Source organism: Streptomyces sp. NPDC058051 (assembly GCF_042885475.1).
GTDB lineage: Bacteria > Actinomycetota > Actinomycetes > Streptomycetales > Streptomycetaceae > Streptomyces.
The window spans coordinates 88,137-104,977 of the sequence record NZ_JBHVRW010000029.1 but is presented as its reverse complement, the minus strand read 5'-3'; the positions used below and the strand labels follow the sequence as shown (position 1 = coordinate 104,977).

Here is a 16,841-nt window from a genome sequence, read left to right as displayed (position 1 = left end):
GCAACTTCGCCAAGAAGCAATAGCCGACGGAACCTCCACCAGCGACCTTGCTCCAACCTCAGCCAGAACGGACATCACCTTACGAACCGCCCTCTAAGGGGCGCCTTGCACGCTTACGACACGGTCTTGGGGCGGCGCTTGTGGAGTTGGCGTCCTGAGTCGACGGCCACGGGCTTCCTTGAGCCCCCGCGCATGGTCGATGGCACTGTGTTCGTTACCTGGCTCTGCCCCGGCTCCTCCCGGTCATGGGCGGTTCAGGCTCTCCACGCCGACACAGGCCACCCACGCTGGCCCGAACCGCTCCGCCTTCTCCCTCCGCAGCACTGGCTGGTCTCCGGCGACAGAGTCCTCGCGATAGCCCACGAACCTGGCACTGGGGCACCTTGTTTGGCGACGTATGACGTGCACGGCGGAACTTTGCTGTGGCAGAGGCCATTGAGCGACTTGGTCGTCGGCAGCCCGACGACGTCCGTGAACTCAATCCATCTGGCTCACCCCGACGGCCACGTCTCGTCCTGGGATGCGCTGACCGGCGACAATCCGCTGGACGGTCAAGGTCGGGCAATCTCTCCGTACCCGGCCCGTGGCGGCGGGCGAACACGTGCTGATCACGTCTTGGGATCCCGGCCGGCTCATCGCCCTGGACGACGCTGACGGAACGGTCGCATGGCGCGGCGCGGTCCGGCCGACCGCCGCGCTCATGACTCCCGCGTACCTCGCGGGCGACTCGGCTTGGGCAGTGAGTCGTGCGGGAGTGCTCCAAGGCTGGAATCTGGGCACCCGGCGACGTCTCGCAGGTACCCGTGAGGGCTTGCTCTGGAATCCTGACGTGCAAGGCATGCCCCAACTGCACGGTAGTGTCCTGTATGTCGTCACCGGAAACGGCAGCCTTCACGCGATCGGCCTCGACGCTGCGGAGTGACGTGTTTCGGCGCCGCACTTTCGGTGTGGCCGTAAGCCATCCAGGGGATTACCAAGGAACTCAGCCGCTGTTGTAGGCCCGCGCCATACCAGTCTGCCGGTACTCCTCCACCGGGACCGGCTCAACACCAGCCCGCATGTGGGTCGTGTAGACGAGCCCGCCCAAGTGGTTGATCTCGTAGTGGACAAGACGGGCGAGGCCTCGCTCGTACGCGGTGGTCACCGTCTCACCGGTCAGTGCGGTGGTCTCGACAGTGATCTTCAGGGGCCGTGGGACTATCCCCTTGGCGAAGGGGTGGACCTGCCCGAAGAACCCTGCGAGACCGGGTCGGTCAGCGCGTGAAGCCCAGGCGGTCGGAGAAGTTGGCCAAGGATGTGCCGCTCTCCTGGGAGCAGACGGACGAGCTGCGCAAGCATTTGCCCGACCAATACCAGGCCACGGTCGACTGCGGCCGAGGGCTCGGGATGCGGTAGGGCGAGATATCCGGCTTCAGCCCGGACGACGTGGACTGGTCGGAGGACGACAAGACCGTCCACATCTGCCGCCAGATCACGCATCACCGCGGCACCCTCGTCTTCGCTCCGCCCAAGGGCGGCACCAAAGACGATCGGAAGGACCGCTACGTCCCCCTCGACGAAGACCTGGCGACGCGCCTGCGCAAGCACATGCAGGAGTCCCCTCCGGTCGAGGTCACACTGCCGTGGCTGGAGAGGGACGGCGAACTGGTCAGGCAAGTCGAACGGATGCGGGGCGCCGACCCGGTCTTCCTACCCTGGCGCCCCGCCGCTGCTCAGCACGGCCCGGATCGCCTGGAACCCGCAGGCAACAGCGCGCGTTCCGCGGGTGTGAAGTCCCGGCCCACGCCCGCGCACAGGGTGTCCGCCATGGCTTCGGACAGGAGGTCCAGGTTCTGGTACCAGTCACGACCGGCGATCATCAGGCGGTGGTCGCGTACGGTGATGCCGAGCAGCCTGCCCGTCGGATGGCTGGTCAGCAACAGCCCGCTCTCCAAGTCCCAGAATTGCACCTCATACGAGGCGTCCCCGCCAAGGGTGACCAACGTATCGCGCGGGCCGAAGCCGATCAGATCAGACAGGTGTGCTCCCGCCGCCGCCAATGCGCGCCCTACTTCCTTGCCCGCGTCCACGTCCCAGCGGTGTAGGAATCCGTCTGCGTTGTGTGTCATGAAGCGCCGGCCGTCGGGGGTGAACACAAGCGGTGTCGGCGCAGTCGCATCGAAGCGGGGCCGCAGTTCGCCCGTGGTGAGGGTACGCAGGCGGGTGCCGGTCCGCAGGTTCCAGAGTTCGACGGTGCCAGTCGCCGTCCCGGCGCTGGTGACGACCGCTATTTCGTCGGAGTGGCCGGGACGAGAACGGAGTTGCCCGTAATAGGTGAAGGGGTTCGTCGTCTGCTGCTCCGTACGGCGTTCCACCTGAACCGCCGGCCCGACGCGTCTGCCGGTAGCGGCATCGACGAGTATCACTCTGCCGTCGGTGGTCATGACGGCGACCTCGCTGCCGCGCACCGGTTCAATTGCTTCCACTCCCTTCCTCCTCGCCGGAAGGGAGGTGTCCTCCCAAGTGAGGTCGATGCGTGTGCGTGGATTGTGGGCGGCAGCAGCTGTGAGCCCGCCGTCCGAACGTTGCAGCACGATCCATTGGGAGTCGGCTGACCATATCGGCAGTGGGACGTTGCCGGCCCCGGGATCCCATGACGTTTCACGGGTAGTGCCGGTCGTGGTGTCGACGACGGTCAGGGCCTGGTCCTCGAGGAACGCGAGGTGCTTTCCGTCGGGAGCCAGTGCGCCCTGCTCAGTGGCACTGCCCCCACCGACCAGGGCTGCTGCGGCCGCGTCGAGTGGAACGGCCCGGGCGGTCAGCAACGCGTCCGGGGTGGGGACGGCGACGGTGACATGATCGTCGTCGCCGTCAGCGGGAAAGACGGCGACGCTCGTGATCGACAATCGGCTGTATGAGCTGGTGGCGGGCACTCTGGTCCGGTAGACGCTGCCGGTGCGCAGCCCGATCAGGGTGAACTCGGAGTATGCCCCTTCCTCGACGAAGTGGGGGTAAACGGCGAATTCTCCAGTCGCGTCGACCAGATCGTCCACGCCCGTCCCCGTGGGGGCTGGCAGGGTATTAGTGCGCTTCTCTGACCGGCTCGAGGCGCGCACGCGCAATGTCCCGTCGTGGATGTCGGTTCCTTGCTCGACAAGCAGTTCGCCGCCCCCCGCGATCACGGTGAGGCTGCGCGCCGCGAAGGGTTGGACCTGATGGCCCGTCGCGAGGTTTCGGATCACCGTCCGTTGGTCATCGTGCGGCAAGTACTCAGGGGTGAAGACAACCTGGCCGGGGTCCTTGGTGAAGGCGACCTGGCGCGGCTGGTCTGGCACCAGGCCGGGGGCGGTCGGCAGTTGCCGACCGGTGGCGACGTCCCAGGCCGAGACGGCGGCGTAGCGCTCCCGAGGGTCCTTGGCGCCGGACGCGTCATAAAACTTGAGCATCCGCAGCACGTGTCGGCCGTCGCTGCTGAAATCCAGTGAGGCACCGTTCACCTTGCGGCCGACCGCGTCGTCGGATGCGAGGTAGCGCGGCTTCGCGGTCGGCCGAGTAAGGTCCCACAGCCATACGCTGCCGTCGGCCACCGCCAAGGCGTAAGAGCGGCCATCCGGGCTCAGGCCACTGCCACCTGCCTCCTCGTCCGGGATTCCGGCCAATGGGCGCTGCCGGGGAGCGCCGCCCGCCAAACCGGTGATCAGGGTGAGCGCGGATTCGCCGTCGTCCCGACGGGACTGTACGACGACGGTCCTTCCGTCCCGTGTGGACCTCATGCCCGTGAAGACACCGGGCCACAGGCCCGGGTGGCTGCCTGACAGCTGCTGCCCACGTGCGTACTGGCGAAGGAGCGCGGCGTACGAATCGGGGGTCGCTTCGGTGAGCCAGGCGGTGAGGCCCAACTGGAGGGACAGGGCGGGGTCGTTCGCGGAGTGGCGGTCGGCGAGCGAGGCCAGCAGTCGGGACGCCTGTGTGCGCAGCTGCGCCTCGACATGCCTGTTGCTCTGCCAGACTCCGACGGCCAAGCCCCCGGCCAGCAGCACCAACACCGTCAGCACGGCCGCCAGGGCGCGCAGGCGGCGGATGCTGCGCCGGTGGTACTGGGTGCTGCGCCGGATGTAGGCGTGCTCGGTGTCGCTGAGGTCCTGGGCACGGTCCGCCAGCCAGTCGGACGCCGTTGCCAGGACGCCGCCGCGCATCAGGGCTCCGTCCTCCTCCCCCTCCTCCTGCCAGCGCCGCATGTCCTGCCGTAGCTGCTCCTGCCACCGCCGGAAGTCACGTGAGTCGACGAGCCAGCCATTGAGTCGAGGCCAAAGCGTGGCCAGGGCCTCGTGTGCCAGGTCGGCGATCTCCTCGCCGTCGGGTGCGCGGCCAAGCACAACAAGCTTCGTCGGTGCCAGCCGCCGGGCGAGGGATCGCAGTGCGGGATCGAGGTCGGGCAGGCGGGCGGGGCTGCGCGCGAATCCTCCGCTGTCGTTGGGGCGGGTCATCTGGGCGAACAGTCGTCGGGCGAGGAACTCTTCGTCAAGGTGCAGGAGTTCGCGGGCCGCATCCTCCGCGTAGCCCACGAGTGCCCCCGCAACGCCGCCCAGCTCATCGTAAGCAGCATGGGTGAGCATCGATCCATCGCGCCGCTCCCACAGGCGGGTCAGGGCAAACTCGACGAGTGGCATGCGTCCGGGCTCGTCGGCCGCGTCCGCGACGATCCGTTCAGGCAGACCCGCTTCGTACCAAAGGCCCGGCACCGCCTCCACCGGCGCGGTGATCGCCCGGTGGAGCCCCGGAGCGGACAGGGGGGCGAGGAACTGCACGGCGCCCGCGCTGAGGGAGTCGGCGGTGGCCGAGGTGACAAGCGTGTCGAGGGACTCAAGGCGGGCGGTGGCCACGACACGCAGCGCCGGGCCGGGCTCGGCCTGCCGATGTGTGCCGAGGGCGATGAGGAGCCGTAGAAGTTCGCGAGCGACGGCAGGTTCCGCTGCGGCGTACTCCTCCAACTGGTCGACGAAAAGGACGTGCCCGCTTTCCCCCGCGTGGGCGAGCACACGGGAACGCAGGTCGGCGGAAAGCACGTCGGCTGGCTCCAGGGCGTCAGGTCGCGGCCGGGTCAGCAGGTCGGCCAGGTCCGCTGTGGCTCGAAGCCGTTCGGTCTCGGTGAGCGACGGTTCCAGGACAGGTACGAGGGCACGCGCCACGATCCGCGCGGGACTCACGCCGGGTACGGCCCGCAGCTCGGACACCGTCCAGCTCGCGCTCGTCAGCCGCGGCATCAGCCCGGCGCGGACGAGCGACGACTTGCCGCAGCCCGAGGGGCCGACCACGAGGGTCAGCGGCTGAGCTCCGACCGCGGCTTCCAGACGTCCGGTCTCCTTCTCACGCGCGTGGAAGAGACCCGCTTCAGCCTCGGTGAACGGGGCGAGTCCTCGGAACGGACAGCGCGGGCGCAGGATGCTCTCGTCGACGAGCGACGCGGACGGGATCAGATATCCGGTGGTCGAGCCGGCGCCACGCTGCACGGCGACGGTCATGCCGACAACACCACCCTGCGCGTCGTCCCAGACCGGGGAGCCGCTGAAACCGTCGGAGACCCGCTGCCCCTGGCCGGTCGTCTCCATCTGCAGCCAGCCCGCGCCCTGGGTGCCACGCAGTGTGCCCGAGGCCCATACGCCGTGCCGCGCGCCCTCGGGAAAGCCCAATACCCGGAATGTATGGCTCCAGACCTGGGTGCCGTCGACAAGCGGGACCGGGCGGGAACCCTGCACGCGCTGCTCCAGGCGCAGAAGCGCCACGTCTCCGGTGTCGTCGTCGTCGATCGGCCGCCACGTCACGACCGAGGCACGGCCGGACTGCACGGCTCCGGTGCGATCCCTCAACAGTGGGAAGTCGACGCTCACCGTGTCCAGAGGCGCCTCGGCCGACGTGGTCGGCAGCCCTGCCGCCGCCGCGACGACATGGGCGCAGGTGCAGACGATGTCACTGTCGACCAGGAATCCCGCCCCGACGATGTCCCCGCTGCGGGATCGTATGCGGACCAGCGACCGCGTCAGTAACTCTTCCTCGCGCACCGCCGTCACAACGCCACCTGCTACGCCGGATCCGCGGCTGGGTCCGGGGCCGCCGCTCGTGTCTGCGCCTCTGGCGGCAGGGGCGTCGGCTCTGCTCCGGCGCGAGGCTGCCACTCCACGCTCACGGTGAAGTTGGCTTCCGACGCCGCCTTGGCAACAACCACGCCTGCCTCCGCCGTCAGCTTGATACCGAAGTCCACGCGTACGGTGTCCGGCGTGTGCACCATGTCCCGCAAGCCCGCTGCGATGACGTCGAGGGCGGGTCGCACATGCCCCATGGCGTCCTGCAGGGTCTCCGACGTGGCACGCGCGAGCGCCGCCGCCCGCCCGACACGGTCGATGCCGGCGGACTCGCCGTCGGCGATCTCCACCAGCACACCGCTGCCATCCGCCAGCCGGATCTCACCTGCGTATGTCATCTGGTACCCCCTGCTCCCCTGATGCTCTCAGGCTACGTGAACACGCCTGAATCTGTACCGAGTTGGATAGCTGAGGCGGTACTGTCCGGTCGCTGGCCGGCACGGGTACCAAGAGGCTGGAGACACCGACGCCGTCCGGTCAGCTGGTCACGGTCTCGCCGGTCAAGGCAGTGATCTCGAGCAGGCGAGACACAAGGCCACGGACGTCGAAGCAGCCCTCGCAGGCGGCTGGCTAGGCACCCGCCTTTGCACAGGTCATTGCCCGGCTGCAGGTGTCCTGCCCGATTGGCAGCCTCAGGCAGAGCCTTCCCTTCCCCGCCATATGCACCGGTTGTGCAGCAGCCTGCTCGTCAAAGGGTTTCCTGTGCAGGTCAGAGGGCTCATCGAGCTGCACTCCGACCTCCAAAGAGCGGGACCGACCGGGCCTCTCGCACGGGCAGGCGCCCCATGGGCCACGCTCGCTGCGGCCCGGTCGGTGACGTTTTGCCGGGTGAGCCGGCTCATGGCAGTGCAAGAGGACAGGCCGGGATCGCTCCCGGCCTGTCCTCTTGTATCTGCTTCCATGGCGTCCGCCTCTGTTTGACCGCCCTCTTGATCCATCCCTCCTTGATCCCGCGCGGCCGGTGCTCGCCGGAATCGGCCACGGTGACGAGGGCCCCACCCTTCCGCCAGTGAACGCGAACTGCCGTGCAGGGGACGTATCGGGGACGTCCGACGCGGTATCGCGTCGAACGGCCTGCGTGAACGTGCCCTGCGCGGTGGCTGGTTGATGTCACTCTGCCGGGATATGCGGGAGATCCCGAAATGGGTGACCGTCCCGAAGAGCCGTATCCGCACCCCTCTTTCTGGGCGCGAATCCTTCTGGACGCGAAAAGCATGGAGTTCGAATGCGCAACTCCAGAGAATAAACCTGAGACTGCCACTCCCAGGATGAATGGTCTCTTGTTGCCCATCGACCCTCATGCCACGCTTTTCCATGCACGGATCCACCACAAAGGGGAACCTCATGCACGGAAAGAAGCGAATTCTCGCCCTGGTCGGCGTCCCGCTGGGTGCGTCGCTCGCGCTGGCGCCGACGATCGCCGCCTCGGCGAGCGCCGCAACTCTCGGCAAGAGCGCAGCGTCGGGGGCTGCTTCACAGCCTTCGATCACCCCGACGGCCTCCTGCTCGATCTCCGGAATCGAAGACCCGAACGAGAGCGCGACCATCAGTGGCTCCGGTTTCACCGCGGGGGCGCTGGTCACCTTCTTCAGCGGAAAGCGCGCGATCACCACGGCAACGGCCAATGCCGCTGGAGCGGTGAGCGCGGTGGCCGTGGTCAAGGCCGACGACGCCGTCACCGCCCAAGAAGGTGCCAACCAGCAAGGTTGCCTGAACCTCGTCAAGCCCAGCACGACGTCGAGCACGTCGGTTCCGGGCACCACGGTTCCGGGCACCACCGACAGGGAACAGGCGCTTGCCGCCGGCGAGAACGACGGCGACGCAACATGCCGGCAGAGGGTCGACCTGTTCAAGAACAACGCGGACAAGAGCGCGTCCTTCCGGGCGGACTACACCACCGGATTCAACGACAAGGTGGCAGTCACCGCCGGCTGCGCGGCCATGCTGGCGCAGCTCCGGTCGGGCGTCCCGCTCACGCAGAACCAGAACACGAACGCGAACGCGAACGCGAACACCAACCAGAACCCGAACACGAACCAGAACACGAACCAGAATCAAAACCAGAACCAGCAACAGAACCAGAACACGAACCAGCACCACCGCGGCGAGGGGCGAGGGAACCGCTAGCCCCCACCTGCACGAAGGGTCCGACAGCTCGGCTGTCGGACCCTTTCTGGCGTGACCTGCGGATTTCCTGGGCTACGGGCTACGGGCTACGACCACGGGCACAGTGGCATATGCCCGCACCTCCGCTACGTACCGTGACATGGCATGGACGCCGCGATGAACCGGGAATGCGGCTTGACGGCTCCCCGGCTCCGATCCACGCCTGATCCCCTGCACGGCAGCGGGGCCACTACCCCGCCTCGGGGCAGCGGCCCTCTCCACGCTGCCGTCGAGAACCGGGCGCGCGGCGTACAGCGCACAACCCGCTTGCGTAGCTGACCGAACTCCCCTTTTCAGCAGCAGCACACGTGGCAGAGCGCGCATCCAGAAACCGACTATCCTGAGGACAGAAGTCGTCCCAGGTAATCACCATCCGCAACAGTCACCCAGCAAAGGGAACAACGGATGAATTACGACCGACGGCGAGCGGAGCTCGCGGACTTCCTCAAGAAACGGCGGCTGGCTCTTCAACCGGAAGAGGTCGGCCTCCCTTCACGGACATCACGGCGAACTCCCGGCCTACGGCGGGAGGACGTCGCCGATCTGGCCGGAATCAGCGCCTGCTGGTATTCCCGGCTCGAACAGGCCCGGAACATCCGGGTATCCGACCAGGTCCTCAATTCGCTGGCCGAAGCCCTTCGCCTCAACAGCAGAGAGCGCGACTACCTTCTGACGCTGGCGAACGAGGATTCCCGTTCCCGTGTGAATTCCGGGGCGGACGGCGTTCCGCTGGATCTCCAGCGCATCCTGGACAGTCAGCATCCACATCCGGCATTCGTACTCGGTCCTCGTTTCAACATTCTGGCGTGGAACCAGGCGAGAACCGACGTCTACGGTGACCTCGGCCATATTCCCGCTGAGCACCGCCACATGCTGCGGCTGTTCTTCGGCGGATATCTGCGCGACCGGATTCAGAACTGGGAGGCCAGTGCCCGGTCCGTGCTGGCCGAGTTCCGCGCGGCCACCGGATCCTATGTCCATGAACCGTGGTTCACCCTGCTGGTCCGCGAACTCAGCAAGGAGAGCCCGGAGTTCCGCGACTGGTGGCAACGGCACGAAATCGAGAGCCACCACGTCACCACACGGGAAGTACGGCATCCGTCTGTCGGCCAGATGGTGCTGGAAGAGAACGCGCTCCTCGTCGACGACTGCTCCGGTCGGCGCATCATTCTGGAGATTCCGCAACCCGGCACCGGAACGGAGAACAAGCTGACGGCGCTTTCTTCCCACCGGTCCCACCGGTCCTACCGGTCCCACCGGGTGCGGACGACGCCGGAGTACATGCTGCGGAGGTCAGTCTCACATCAGCAGTGGGACAACCACTGCTGACGTCGCCGTCGTGTCGGTGCCGGACCGAAGGCTCACCCGGCGGGCGACGTGGGACGGCTGCGACACAGGACCGCCACGGCACAGGACGGCTACGGCACAAGGCGGCTGCGGCACAGGGCGGCTGCGGTGCGCTCGGCGATCAGTGCCGAAGCGCGGTCCCCACATCGGCCTCGATGTCGCCGGACAGGGTGCGATTGCTGCGGGCCGTGGCCTCCTTGGACGTCCTCGGCCGGACGTCGTCGACCGTCACCACCACCGTGTCGAGCAGATTGCCCTTCGAGCCACGGAAGTTGACCTGGACGACGTACGACTTCGCCGAGTCGGCGCTGTTCGTCACCGTGGCCTGCACCGTGGCGTGGCCGTCGGGGGTGGTGCTCGGTGTGCCCAGCCGGACGTCGTCACCGGCGTCCACGCCGTTCTTGAAGCCCTTCAGTTTCTCGCCTGCGGCGGCTGTCGCCGAGGCGAGCACGTCGGAACCCCTGGATGCCGCCGACGCGGCGGCGGAGGCGGCCTCGGACGCCGTGGAGGAGACACTGCCGCCGTCGGAACAGGCGGCGGCCGTCGACATCACAGCCGTCGCCAGCAGTGCGGCCCTCAGTCCGCGCACAGCCTTCCTCGTCATCACGTCTCCCCGCAGTCGGCCTTCGGCCACCGGGCCCTCGGCCACCGGCGCTCGCCCATCCGCCCAGTCAAATCGAGGACGTACGGGGTCGCACTCCGTGCACGCCGGACGGGTGAGGGGCCGGAGGGCGGTCACACGGCCGTACGCGCCTGTGCCCCCGGGAATGGCGAATTCCCGGGGGCACAGGCTTCGAGTGCGTGAGCTGTGCGTGCGCTGTGCGTGAGCTGTCGGTCGTCGGGAAGCGAGCCGCCGCCGTCAGCGGCGACCGTAGCGGATCAGGGCGCGGACCATGCGGCAGGTCGTGTCGGACGGCGGGTGGATGCCGATGAGCTCGGCAGTCGTGCGTATCCGGTCGTCGGTCGCGGTCGACGGGTAGTAGACGCCCGTGTCCAGCAGGGCGATCGCCAGGCGCATGGCCTTCAGGCGGCGGTTGTGGGTGATGTACCACTCGCGGGGGCGGCCCGCGGGGAGCGGCTTCTTCCGGAGGGGTTGGTGGAGCGGCTCGGTCGTGACTGCGGCAACGGCCATGGGCAACCTCCTGGCACGGTCGTGAAACCCTCACGAACTACCTCTATTTTACGGCCCACCACTGACAATTACCGCTGGCCAGACGGGCTTTCGCCACGTCCCTCCCGTACCGTTGGCCCCATGGAGATCTGGATCAATCCCGCGTGTTCCAAGTGCCGCAGTGCGGTGAATCTGCTCGACGCGGAGGGCGCCGAATACACCGTCCGCCGCTATCTGGAGGATGTGCCGTCGGCCGAGGAGATCCGGGCCGTACTCGACCGACTCGGGCTGGAGCCGTGGGACATCACGCGTACGCAGGAAGCGGACGCGAAGGAGCTCGGGCTCAAGGAGTGGCCGCGCGAGGCCGGTACACGGGAGCGGTGGATCTCGGCGCTCGCCGGGCATCCGAAGCTGATTCAGCGGCCGATCATCACGGCGGAGGACGGGACCGCCGTCGTGGCGCGCACGGACGAGGCGGTACGGGACGCCCTGGGGCGCTGAGCGCCCCCGCGCGGAACAGACCCCGGGATCCCGGGCAGGGCGCGAACTGCGGAACAGCACTCAATGGCTCGTCAGGAAGTCCTCGATCCTCCGGTTCAGCTCGGTGGCCGTCGCCTCGTGCAGCGGCAGGGTGTGGTGCGTCGCGCCGGGGATCATCTCCGTCCGCGCGTGCGGGAGCAGCCGCGCGGCGGCGGCGCGGACACGAGCCGGGTCATGGGCGCGGCCGTGTTCGGCGAGCAGGATCAGGGTCGGTATGTCCAGCGCTCCCAGGGCCTCGGGTGCGGGGCGGGGGCCGGTGACCGGTCGGGCGGTCGGGAAGCGGGCTGCCGCGTGGCGCAGGCGCAGCCACGTCGGATCGAGCGCCGCCCCGCCCGTCTCCCATCGCAGGAAGGCGTGCGTCCGTTTCTCGCTGGGGCGAAGGAGCATCGGCAGGGCGCGCAGCAGATAGCCGGGCCGGAAGCCCGCGAAACACTGGGTCGGGTCGAGGAGGACCAGCTTCCCGACGCGGTGCGGCGCGTGCAGGGCGTACTGGAGGGCGATCCATGCCCCGTACGAATGTCCGCACAGTGCGGTGCGGTCGGCGCCCATGCCGTCCAGCACGGCGTCGAGCCACGTCGTCAGGTCCGCCACCGTACGGATCGCACGGTCACCGGCCACGCTGCGCCCCGGGTCGCCGATGAGGTCGACGGCGTGGACGCGGTGGGTGCGGCCCAGGTGCGCGGCCTGCGCGTACCAGACGGTGGAGGTGGAACCGCCGCCTGCCAGCAGCACCAGGGGCGGGGCGTCGTCGGGACCGTAGCTGTTGATGTGGGTGGTGCCGTACGGGGTCGGTACCCGGCTGCCGCGCGTGCCGGCCGGCCACGTGGCTGCCAGCACCTCGTCGTAGGCAGCGAGAAATGACGTGGTGGTCATGGGGTCTCCCTGGTCGTACGCTCTCGGATATTATCTCGCTCAGCGAGATAATAAAGCTGGACAGAGAAGGAGGTGCATCGATGACCGATCAGGAACCCGAGATGGAGATCGTCCATCTGCTGCGCAGGGTGACGGTCGAATTCGGCCTGCGCCAGGCCGAGTTCGCGGTCCGGAACGGCATGCATCCCACCGATGTGCGTGCCCTGATCTGCCTGCTGGACGCCGGGCGGACCGGAACGGACGCGACCGCGGGCTGGCTCGGCGCCCAGCTCGGGATCAACTCCGCGGGCACGACCTCGCTCATCGACCGTCTGGAGCACTTGGGCCACCTCGGTCGCACGCGTGATCCGCGTGACCGTCGACGGGTGCTGCTGAGCGTGACGCCACGGGCGGTGGAGCTGGGCCGGTCCTTCTTCGCGCCGCTGATCGACAGCACGGTGGCGGTCCTGCGCGGATTCGACGAGGGCGAGACGGCCGCGGTCCGGAGCTTCCTGCACACCGTTCACCAGGCCGTCACGGCACCTCCCCCGTCCGCGGGGGGCCCGGACGGGGCGGCCGGGACGCGTGGCACGGTCCCCCGCGCTTAGCCGCGGCCGCGCGCGCCGCCCACGTCCTTCCTCCCCCGCGCCTCCTTCCTCCCCCGCGCCTCCTTTCTCCCCCGCGCCTCCTTCCTCCCTGCGCCTCCTGCCTCCCCTGCACGTACGCGCCTCTCCCCTACACGTACGTCCCCATCTGCTTCTCCGCCTCGGCCAGGAGTTCCGTCAGGCGCAGCCCGAACCGGACGTCGCAGGGGTGCGGCTCCCCCGTGCGCACCGAGTCGATCAGCGCGTCCACCGCTGCCCGGAAGGAACCGATCGCGTCGCCCCACCGGGGCAGTGCGACGATGCCCTGCTCCCCTCTGAGTTCGATCTCCGTGCCCACCGCGCCCACCGGGGCGCCCAGTGCGAGCGTCACCGTGCTGGAGGCGCCGGAGGTGTGGCGCAGGATCAGGTGGGTCATGTCGGACGGGCCGCGGGCCGCGGTCAGGTGGGTCACGTCGCCCAGTACGGGGATCAGGACGGACAGGACGTGCGGGCCGACGTCCCACAGGCCGCCCTTCTCACGGCGCCAGGGCGAGGCGGCGTACTCACTGGTCGCGCCGGGCGCGAACAGCGCTCCGATCCAGTCGGCGCGGGCGGTGAACCAGCCGTCCACGGCGGCCTGTTCGGCGATCCAGGACGATGTCTCGCCGGCGAACCGCAGCGTGCAGAAGACGACGGACGCGACCCCGGTCGCCTCGGCGGCCCTGGCGACCTCGCGTGCTCCGGCGACGGTGGTCGCGACCGGCTTGTCCATCAGCAGATGGCGGCCGGTGGCCGCGGCGCGGGCGGCGAGCGGGGCCTGTACGTCCGGCGGCACGGCGAACGCGATGGCGTCGCTCGCTGCGAAGAGCTCGTCGATGCCCTCCTCACCGGTGTACGCCGTGGCGCCGTGGGCGGCGGCCAACGCGTGCGCGGCCTCGGGGCGCCGGCCCCACACACCGCTCAGTTCGACGCCGGGGTGCGCGGCGAGGGCGGGGGCCTGGGTGTTCCGGGCCCAGGGGCCCGTACCGACGAGGCCGATGCGCATGGGGGTCGCGGGAAGTGTCGTCATGGGGCAAGTCTGCCGGTTCCGCCGAGCCGCTCCCGTATTGAGCTGGCGGTGGGTGAGCTTCCCCGGCTACGTTGGCGGTGCCGGCCGCGGGACTCCGGCGCGACTTCCGGGACTTGCCTCTGAAGCGATGATTTCGCTGTTCGCGCCCCCATTCCCCGGCCGGCGCACCCACCTCCGCCCATGGCGGCGCGCGACACCACGGGGGACACCATGACGACCGGTACCGGGACCGCACGCGCCGCGACGGGCGCCGACCTCGTCGCGGCCGAGGACGTCCTCCTTTTCGTCAACGCGGCCGTCACCGCGACCGGCCAGCGCGAGTTCCGCTCGACGGCGGATCAGCAGCGGCTCTCGCTGGACTTCCTCCATGAGTACGTACGGGTCAACTACCGCCGGGTCTACGCCGCCGCGCTCGCCCTCGACATCAACGACCACAACGCCGCACGCATCGTCCAGGGGCTGCTGGAGACCGCTGCCGACGCCACCGGCGAGGAGAAGCGCGCCGAGGGCCGGCTGATCGCCGCCCGGCTGGCGAAGCTGCCGCCGCAGCGCGTGTACCGGCTGTTTCGCGGGGTGCGTGCGGCCGGCGTGAACAACCGGCGCACCCGGGCGATCATGCGTGACTGGCTGGCCGCCCGGCCGGATCCGGCGCACGACGCCGTGAAGTACCGCACCGGCCTGAAGACGGCCGCGCGTCATGTCCACCTCCGCTTCGGCGCGCCTGGTGAGGCGGACGAGACGGGGGACTTCCTGTTCCGGCCGGGGCGGCGGGCCCGTTACCGGCACCAGCTGCTCGACGCGTGGCGGCGCGCCCACTACGAGCAGGGCGCCGTCCACGAGCTGCCGTTCACCGTCGCCGAGGGCTTCGCCGCCCGGCACGGGATGAAGCGCGAGGTGTTCCTGGAGCGGATGGTGCCGCGGATGACCCGGCTGGAGCGGCTGCGGACCCAGGCGCAGCGCGGCGCCGGAAGCACGGTGCCGCCGCCCTCGGACATCGATCTGACCGTCATGCCGCTGACCCGGCTGGCGCTGTACGTCCTGTCGCTCGGCTTCGACGCGCGCACGCTCCACCGCGCGGAGCTGACCCGTGCCCTGCGGACCGCGGCCCGCCGTGCGGCGGGACCGCACGCCGGGAGCTGGGGCCGGGTCGCCGGCGTGCTCGACGACAGCTACTCGTCGTCCGGGTCGGGCGAGAAGCGACGCCGGCCGCTGGCCGTGGCCCTGGCCTGCCACTTCCTGCTGGAGGCGCTGGCCGCACCAGGGGCGTACGCCTCGTTGTGGACCTCGGGCGGCTCCGATCCACTGCTGGTCAGGCCGTGGGGGCCGACCCCGCTCGGCATCCGCGTCCTGGACGCCCTGGAGCACGGTCCGGACCGGCTGGTGATCGTCTCGGACGGCTGGGACAACGCGCCGCCCGGACTCGCCGGCGAGGTGCTGCGGGTGTGGCGGACCCGGCTCGATCCGGGGCAGCGGACCGCCGTGGTGCACGTGAACCCCGTATACGACGCGGACGGTTTCGACGTGCGGCGCCTCGCACCGGGTGTACCCACGGCCGGGATCCGGGACGCGGAGGATCTTCCGTCGCTGGTGGAGATCGCGCAGTTCGCCGAGGGACGTACGGGGCAGGCGGCCCTGTACGCCTATCTGGACCGGCAGGTGGCACGTTTCGTGAGTGAGGGGAAGGAGGCGACAGCGCCGTGAACAGGCTCGAACTCTCCGGGCTCGCCACCCGCCCCGCCCAGGTGTGGGGCGGCATCCGGCTGGTGCCGCTGGTGCGCGAAGAGCCGGTCGGCGGGCTCCGGCTGCACGAGGAGATCTACACGGGGTACGGGAGCGGCGTCGTGGACCTCGGTCCGCGCACGCACTACACCTCGTACATCCCGCACGGCTTCGTCGCCGACTGGTCCGGCGAGGGCGCGCAGTCCGCCGCGTACGGTACGCAGTTCGGCGCCGGCCCGGGCGCGGCGCCCCGGAAACGACCGCTGCGGACCGCACGGTTCCCGCGCAACCGCCACCACCGCATGGCCAAGCGGCAGCCGGGCGACCGGCTGCGCTTCCTGCCGCTGCACCTCGCGCTGGAGGGGTATCTCGCCCTGCACTTCGGCGGCCCCTCCGTGGCCTGGGAGGAGTGGTCCCGGCAGGCGCTGCGCGACGGGCTGTCGCCGCGGGCCGAGGACGCGTACATGGGGTGGTCGGTGCGCGGGCTCGGCGACGCGCTGCGGGCCTTCGAGATCCATCCCGGCCAGTGCGGCGTGATGGTGTACGTGTCCGACGCGCTCGCCGCCGCCTTCGTTCTGCCGCACCCGGACGACTACCGCCTGCTGCACCCCTCGCTCGTACAGGACCTGTACGGGGAGCTGGTCCACCAGTACGCGCTGTACGGCGCGCCCGTGGCGGAGTTCACGGCACGGCTGTCCGACGGCCCTCATCTGCGCACGCTCGCCGATCTCCGGTCGGCGGCACGGGCGCAGGAACGGGAGTGGGCCGAGGCGCACGACAGCCTGTTCGCCCGTGAACTGCTGGACTCCTCGTACACCTTCGACCGGGTGTACCGGATGGGCACGTTCACCCTGTGGCGGTTCCTGCCGCCGTTCGTACCGGGCGGGGAGGGCCGGCACATCGGTGAGACGATCACCGATCGCAAGGGGCAGGTCGCGTACCTGAAGACGTTCCGGCTGTCCGAGGCCCAGGTCAGGCGCGGCCATCTGCTGCACCGGCTCTCCGACGCCGGCTGGCGGCTCGCGCAGGCGGCCGTGGCGCTCGGCACGACCGAGGAGGAACTGGTGCGCCGGATCCGTGCCGCCGGTTTCGAATCGCTGCTCAGGGCCCGCGCGTGACCGGCCCGTATGGGTGTGTCCGCCGCACGGCCGGCTGCGCGTGAGCGTCCGCCGCACGGCCCTCGCGGCGGGTGAACCCCCGCCGCGAGGGCCGATCATCACACAGCAAACCTCGGTAACACGGGGTTCACATCTGAGCAACGGACGGGAAATCGCGTCTTGCGAAGCTGCGCTGCAGAGACCGGACCCGCAGCACCGCAGCACCCGCAAAGGATG

The 16,841-nt window shown here is 69.5% G+C and carries 17 protein-coding genes; 10 read left to right on the top strand and 7 right to left on the bottom strand.

Annotated elements, in window-relative coordinates:
- Positions 1 to 192: 192 nt before the first annotated feature.
- Both ACFVUT_RS32270 and ACFVUT_RS32265 read left to right on the top strand, forming a co-directional pair.
- Positions 193 to 654: a PQQ-binding-like beta-propeller repeat protein gene (locus ACFVUT_RS32270; protein ID WP_389657225.1), complete on the top strand. Its 462-nt coding sequence runs from the start codon at positions 193 to 195 to the stop codon at positions 652 to 654.
- Complete coding sequence (locus tag ACFVUT_RS32265) at positions 539 to 922, top strand: PQQ-binding-like beta-propeller repeat protein (protein ID WP_389657247.1); 384 nt, start codon at positions 539 to 541, stop codon at positions 920 to 922. The genes ACFVUT_RS32270 and ACFVUT_RS32265 overlap by 116 nt, the downstream gene beginning before the upstream one ends.
- Before the next feature lie 60 nt (positions 923 to 982).
- On the opposite strand, the gene ACFVUT_RS32260 is transcribed toward ACFVUT_RS32265, so the two are convergent.
- On the bottom strand, positions 983 to 1,159 hold the full coding sequence (locus tag ACFVUT_RS32260; RefSeq protein WP_389657244.1) for a hypothetical protein: 177 nt from the start codon (positions 1,157 to 1,159) through the stop codon (positions 983 to 985).
- Here ACFVUT_RS32260 and ACFVUT_RS32255 point away from each other — a divergent pair.
- On the top strand, positions 1,088 to 1,264 hold the full coding sequence (locus ACFVUT_RS32255) for a hypothetical protein (RefSeq protein WP_389657222.1): 177 nt from the start codon (positions 1,088 to 1,090) through the stop codon (positions 1,262 to 1,264). The two genes, ACFVUT_RS32260 and ACFVUT_RS32255, sit on opposite strands and share 72 nt — an antisense overlap.
- Positions 1,261 to 1,395 carry a hypothetical protein gene (locus tag ACFVUT_RS32250; protein WP_389657219.1) on the top strand — a complete coding sequence of 45 codons (135 nt, stop codon included), beginning with the start codon at positions 1,261 to 1,263 and terminating at the stop codon, positions 1,393 to 1,395. Before ACFVUT_RS32255 ends, ACFVUT_RS32250 begins: the two co-directional genes overlap by 4 nt.
- 317 nt (positions 1,396 to 1,712) lie before the next feature.
- Here the strand turns inward: ACFVUT_RS32250 and ACFVUT_RS32245 are convergent, their stop codons facing one another.
- Positions 1,713 to 6,047 (bottom strand): trypsin-like peptidase domain-containing protein, encoded by a 4,335-nt coding sequence (locus ACFVUT_RS32245; RefSeq protein ID WP_389657216.1) that lies wholly within the window; start codon positions 6,045 to 6,047, stop codon positions 1,713 to 1,715.
- A gap of 11 nt (positions 6,048 to 6,058) precedes the next feature.
- Entirely contained in the window at positions 6,059 to 6,457 is a 399-nt protein-coding gene (locus tag ACFVUT_RS32240; RefSeq protein WP_389657213.1) for a CU044_2847 family protein, read from the bottom strand.
- Positions 6,458 to 7,463: 1,006 nt separating this feature from the next.
- Here ACFVUT_RS32240 and ACFVUT_RS32235 point away from each other — a divergent pair.
- Positions 7,464 to 8,246, top strand: coding sequence for a hypothetical protein (locus tag ACFVUT_RS32235; protein WP_389657211.1), 783 nt, complete (start codon positions 7,464 to 7,466; stop codon positions 8,244 to 8,246).
- A 444-nt stretch (positions 8,247 to 8,690) separates the two neighbouring features.
- Complete coding sequence (locus ACFVUT_RS32230) at positions 8,691 to 9,614, top strand: helix-turn-helix transcriptional regulator (protein ID WP_389657208.1); 924 nt, start codon at positions 8,691 to 8,693, stop codon at positions 9,612 to 9,614.
- A gap of 139 nt (positions 9,615 to 9,753) precedes the next feature.
- On the opposite strand, the gene ACFVUT_RS32225 is transcribed toward ACFVUT_RS32230, so the two are convergent.
- Both ACFVUT_RS32225 and ACFVUT_RS32220 read right to left on the bottom strand, forming a co-directional pair.
- Complete coding sequence (locus tag ACFVUT_RS32225; RefSeq protein ID WP_389657204.1) at positions 9,754 to 10,236, bottom strand: FxLYD domain-containing protein; 483 nt, start codon at positions 10,234 to 10,236, stop codon at positions 9,754 to 9,756.
- 255 nt (positions 10,237 to 10,491) lie between these two features.
- Complete coding sequence (locus tag ACFVUT_RS32220; protein ID WP_389657201.1) at positions 10,492 to 10,764, bottom strand: hypothetical protein; 273 nt, start codon at positions 10,762 to 10,764, stop codon at positions 10,492 to 10,494.
- A gap of 120 nt (positions 10,765 to 10,884) precedes the next feature.
- On the opposite strand from ACFVUT_RS32220, the gene ACFVUT_RS32215 reads away from it, so the two are divergent.
- Positions 10,885 to 11,244, top strand: a complete 360-nt coding sequence (locus tag ACFVUT_RS32215) for an arsenate reductase family protein (protein ID WP_389657198.1) — start codon at positions 10,885 to 10,887, stop codon at positions 11,242 to 11,244.
- Positions 11,245 to 11,304: 60 nt separating this feature from the next.
- Here ACFVUT_RS32215 and ACFVUT_RS32210 read toward each other — a convergent pair whose 3' ends face one another.
- Positions 11,305 to 12,156 carry an alpha/beta fold hydrolase gene (locus ACFVUT_RS32210; RefSeq protein ID WP_389657195.1) on the bottom strand — a complete coding sequence of 284 codons (852 nt, stop codon included), beginning with the start codon at positions 12,154 to 12,156 and terminating at the stop codon, positions 11,305 to 11,307.
- Positions 12,157 to 12,236: 80 nt separating this feature from the next.
- Between ACFVUT_RS32210 and ACFVUT_RS32205 the strand changes: the two genes are divergently transcribed.
- The gene (locus ACFVUT_RS32205) at positions 12,237 to 12,743 is read left to right on the top strand and encodes a MarR family transcriptional regulator (RefSeq protein WP_389657192.1); all 507 of its coding nucleotides are present in this window, start codon (positions 12,237 to 12,239) and stop codon (positions 12,741 to 12,743) included.
- 127 nt (positions 12,744 to 12,870) lie between these two features.
- Here the strand turns inward: ACFVUT_RS32205 and ACFVUT_RS32200 are convergent, their stop codons facing one another.
- Positions 12,871 to 13,788 carry a Gfo/Idh/MocA family protein gene (locus ACFVUT_RS32200; RefSeq protein ID WP_389657189.1) on the bottom strand — a complete coding sequence of 306 codons (918 nt, stop codon included), beginning with the start codon at positions 13,786 to 13,788 and terminating at the stop codon, positions 12,871 to 12,873.
- Between the two features lie 210 nt (positions 13,789 to 13,998).
- Between ACFVUT_RS32200 and ACFVUT_RS32195 the strand changes: the two genes are divergently transcribed.
- Together ACFVUT_RS32195 and ACFVUT_RS32190 are read left to right on the top strand one after the other, a co-directional pair.
- A complete protein-coding gene (locus ACFVUT_RS32195; protein WP_389657186.1) occupies positions 13,999 to 15,489 on the top strand; it encodes a hypothetical protein in 1,491 nt (496 codons plus the stop codon).
- Complete coding sequence (locus ACFVUT_RS32190; RefSeq protein WP_389657184.1) at positions 15,486 to 16,625, top strand: hypothetical protein; 1,140 nt, start codon at positions 15,486 to 15,488, stop codon at positions 16,623 to 16,625. Before ACFVUT_RS32195 ends, ACFVUT_RS32190 begins: the two co-directional genes overlap by 4 nt.
- Positions 16,626 to 16,841: the final 216 nt, after the last annotated feature.

Coding starts and splice junctions, on each gene's coding strand:
- ACFVUT_RS32270 (WP_389657225.1), top strand. CDS start 193: ATGGTCGATGGCACTGTGTTCGTTACCTGGCTCTGCCCCGGCTCCTCC.
- ACFVUT_RS32240 (WP_389657213.1), bottom strand. CDS start 6,457: ATGACATACGCAGGTGAGATCCGGCTGGCGGATGGCAGCGGTGTGCTG.
- ACFVUT_RS32235 (WP_389657211.1), top strand. CDS start 7,464: ATGCACGGAAAGAAGCGAATTCTCGCCCTGGTCGGCGTCCCGCTGGGT.
- ACFVUT_RS32230 (WP_389657208.1), top strand. CDS start 8,691: ATGAATTACGACCGACGGCGAGCGGAGCTCGCGGACTTCCTCAAGAAA.
- ACFVUT_RS32225 (WP_389657204.1), bottom strand. CDS start 10,236: ATGACGAGGAAGGCTGTGCGCGGACTGAGGGCCGCACTGCTGGCGACG.
- ACFVUT_RS32220 (WP_389657201.1), bottom strand. CDS start 10,764: ATGGCCGTTGCCGCAGTCACGACCGAGCCGCTCCACCAACCCCTCCGG.
- ACFVUT_RS32215 (WP_389657198.1), top strand. CDS start 10,885: ATGGAGATCTGGATCAATCCCGCGTGTTCCAAGTGCCGCAGTGCGGTG.
- ACFVUT_RS32210 (WP_389657195.1), bottom strand. CDS start 12,156: ATGACCACCACGTCATTTCTCGCTGCCTACGACGAGGTGCTGGCAGCC.
- ACFVUT_RS32205 (WP_389657192.1), top strand. CDS start 12,237: ATGACCGATCAGGAACCCGAGATGGAGATCGTCCATCTGCTGCGCAGG.
- ACFVUT_RS32200 (WP_389657189.1), bottom strand. CDS start 13,788: ATGACGACACTTCCCGCGACCCCCATGCGCATCGGCCTCGTCGGTACG.
- ACFVUT_RS32195 (WP_389657186.1), top strand. CDS start 13,999: ATGACGACCGGTACCGGGACCGCACGCGCCGCGACGGGCGCCGACCTC.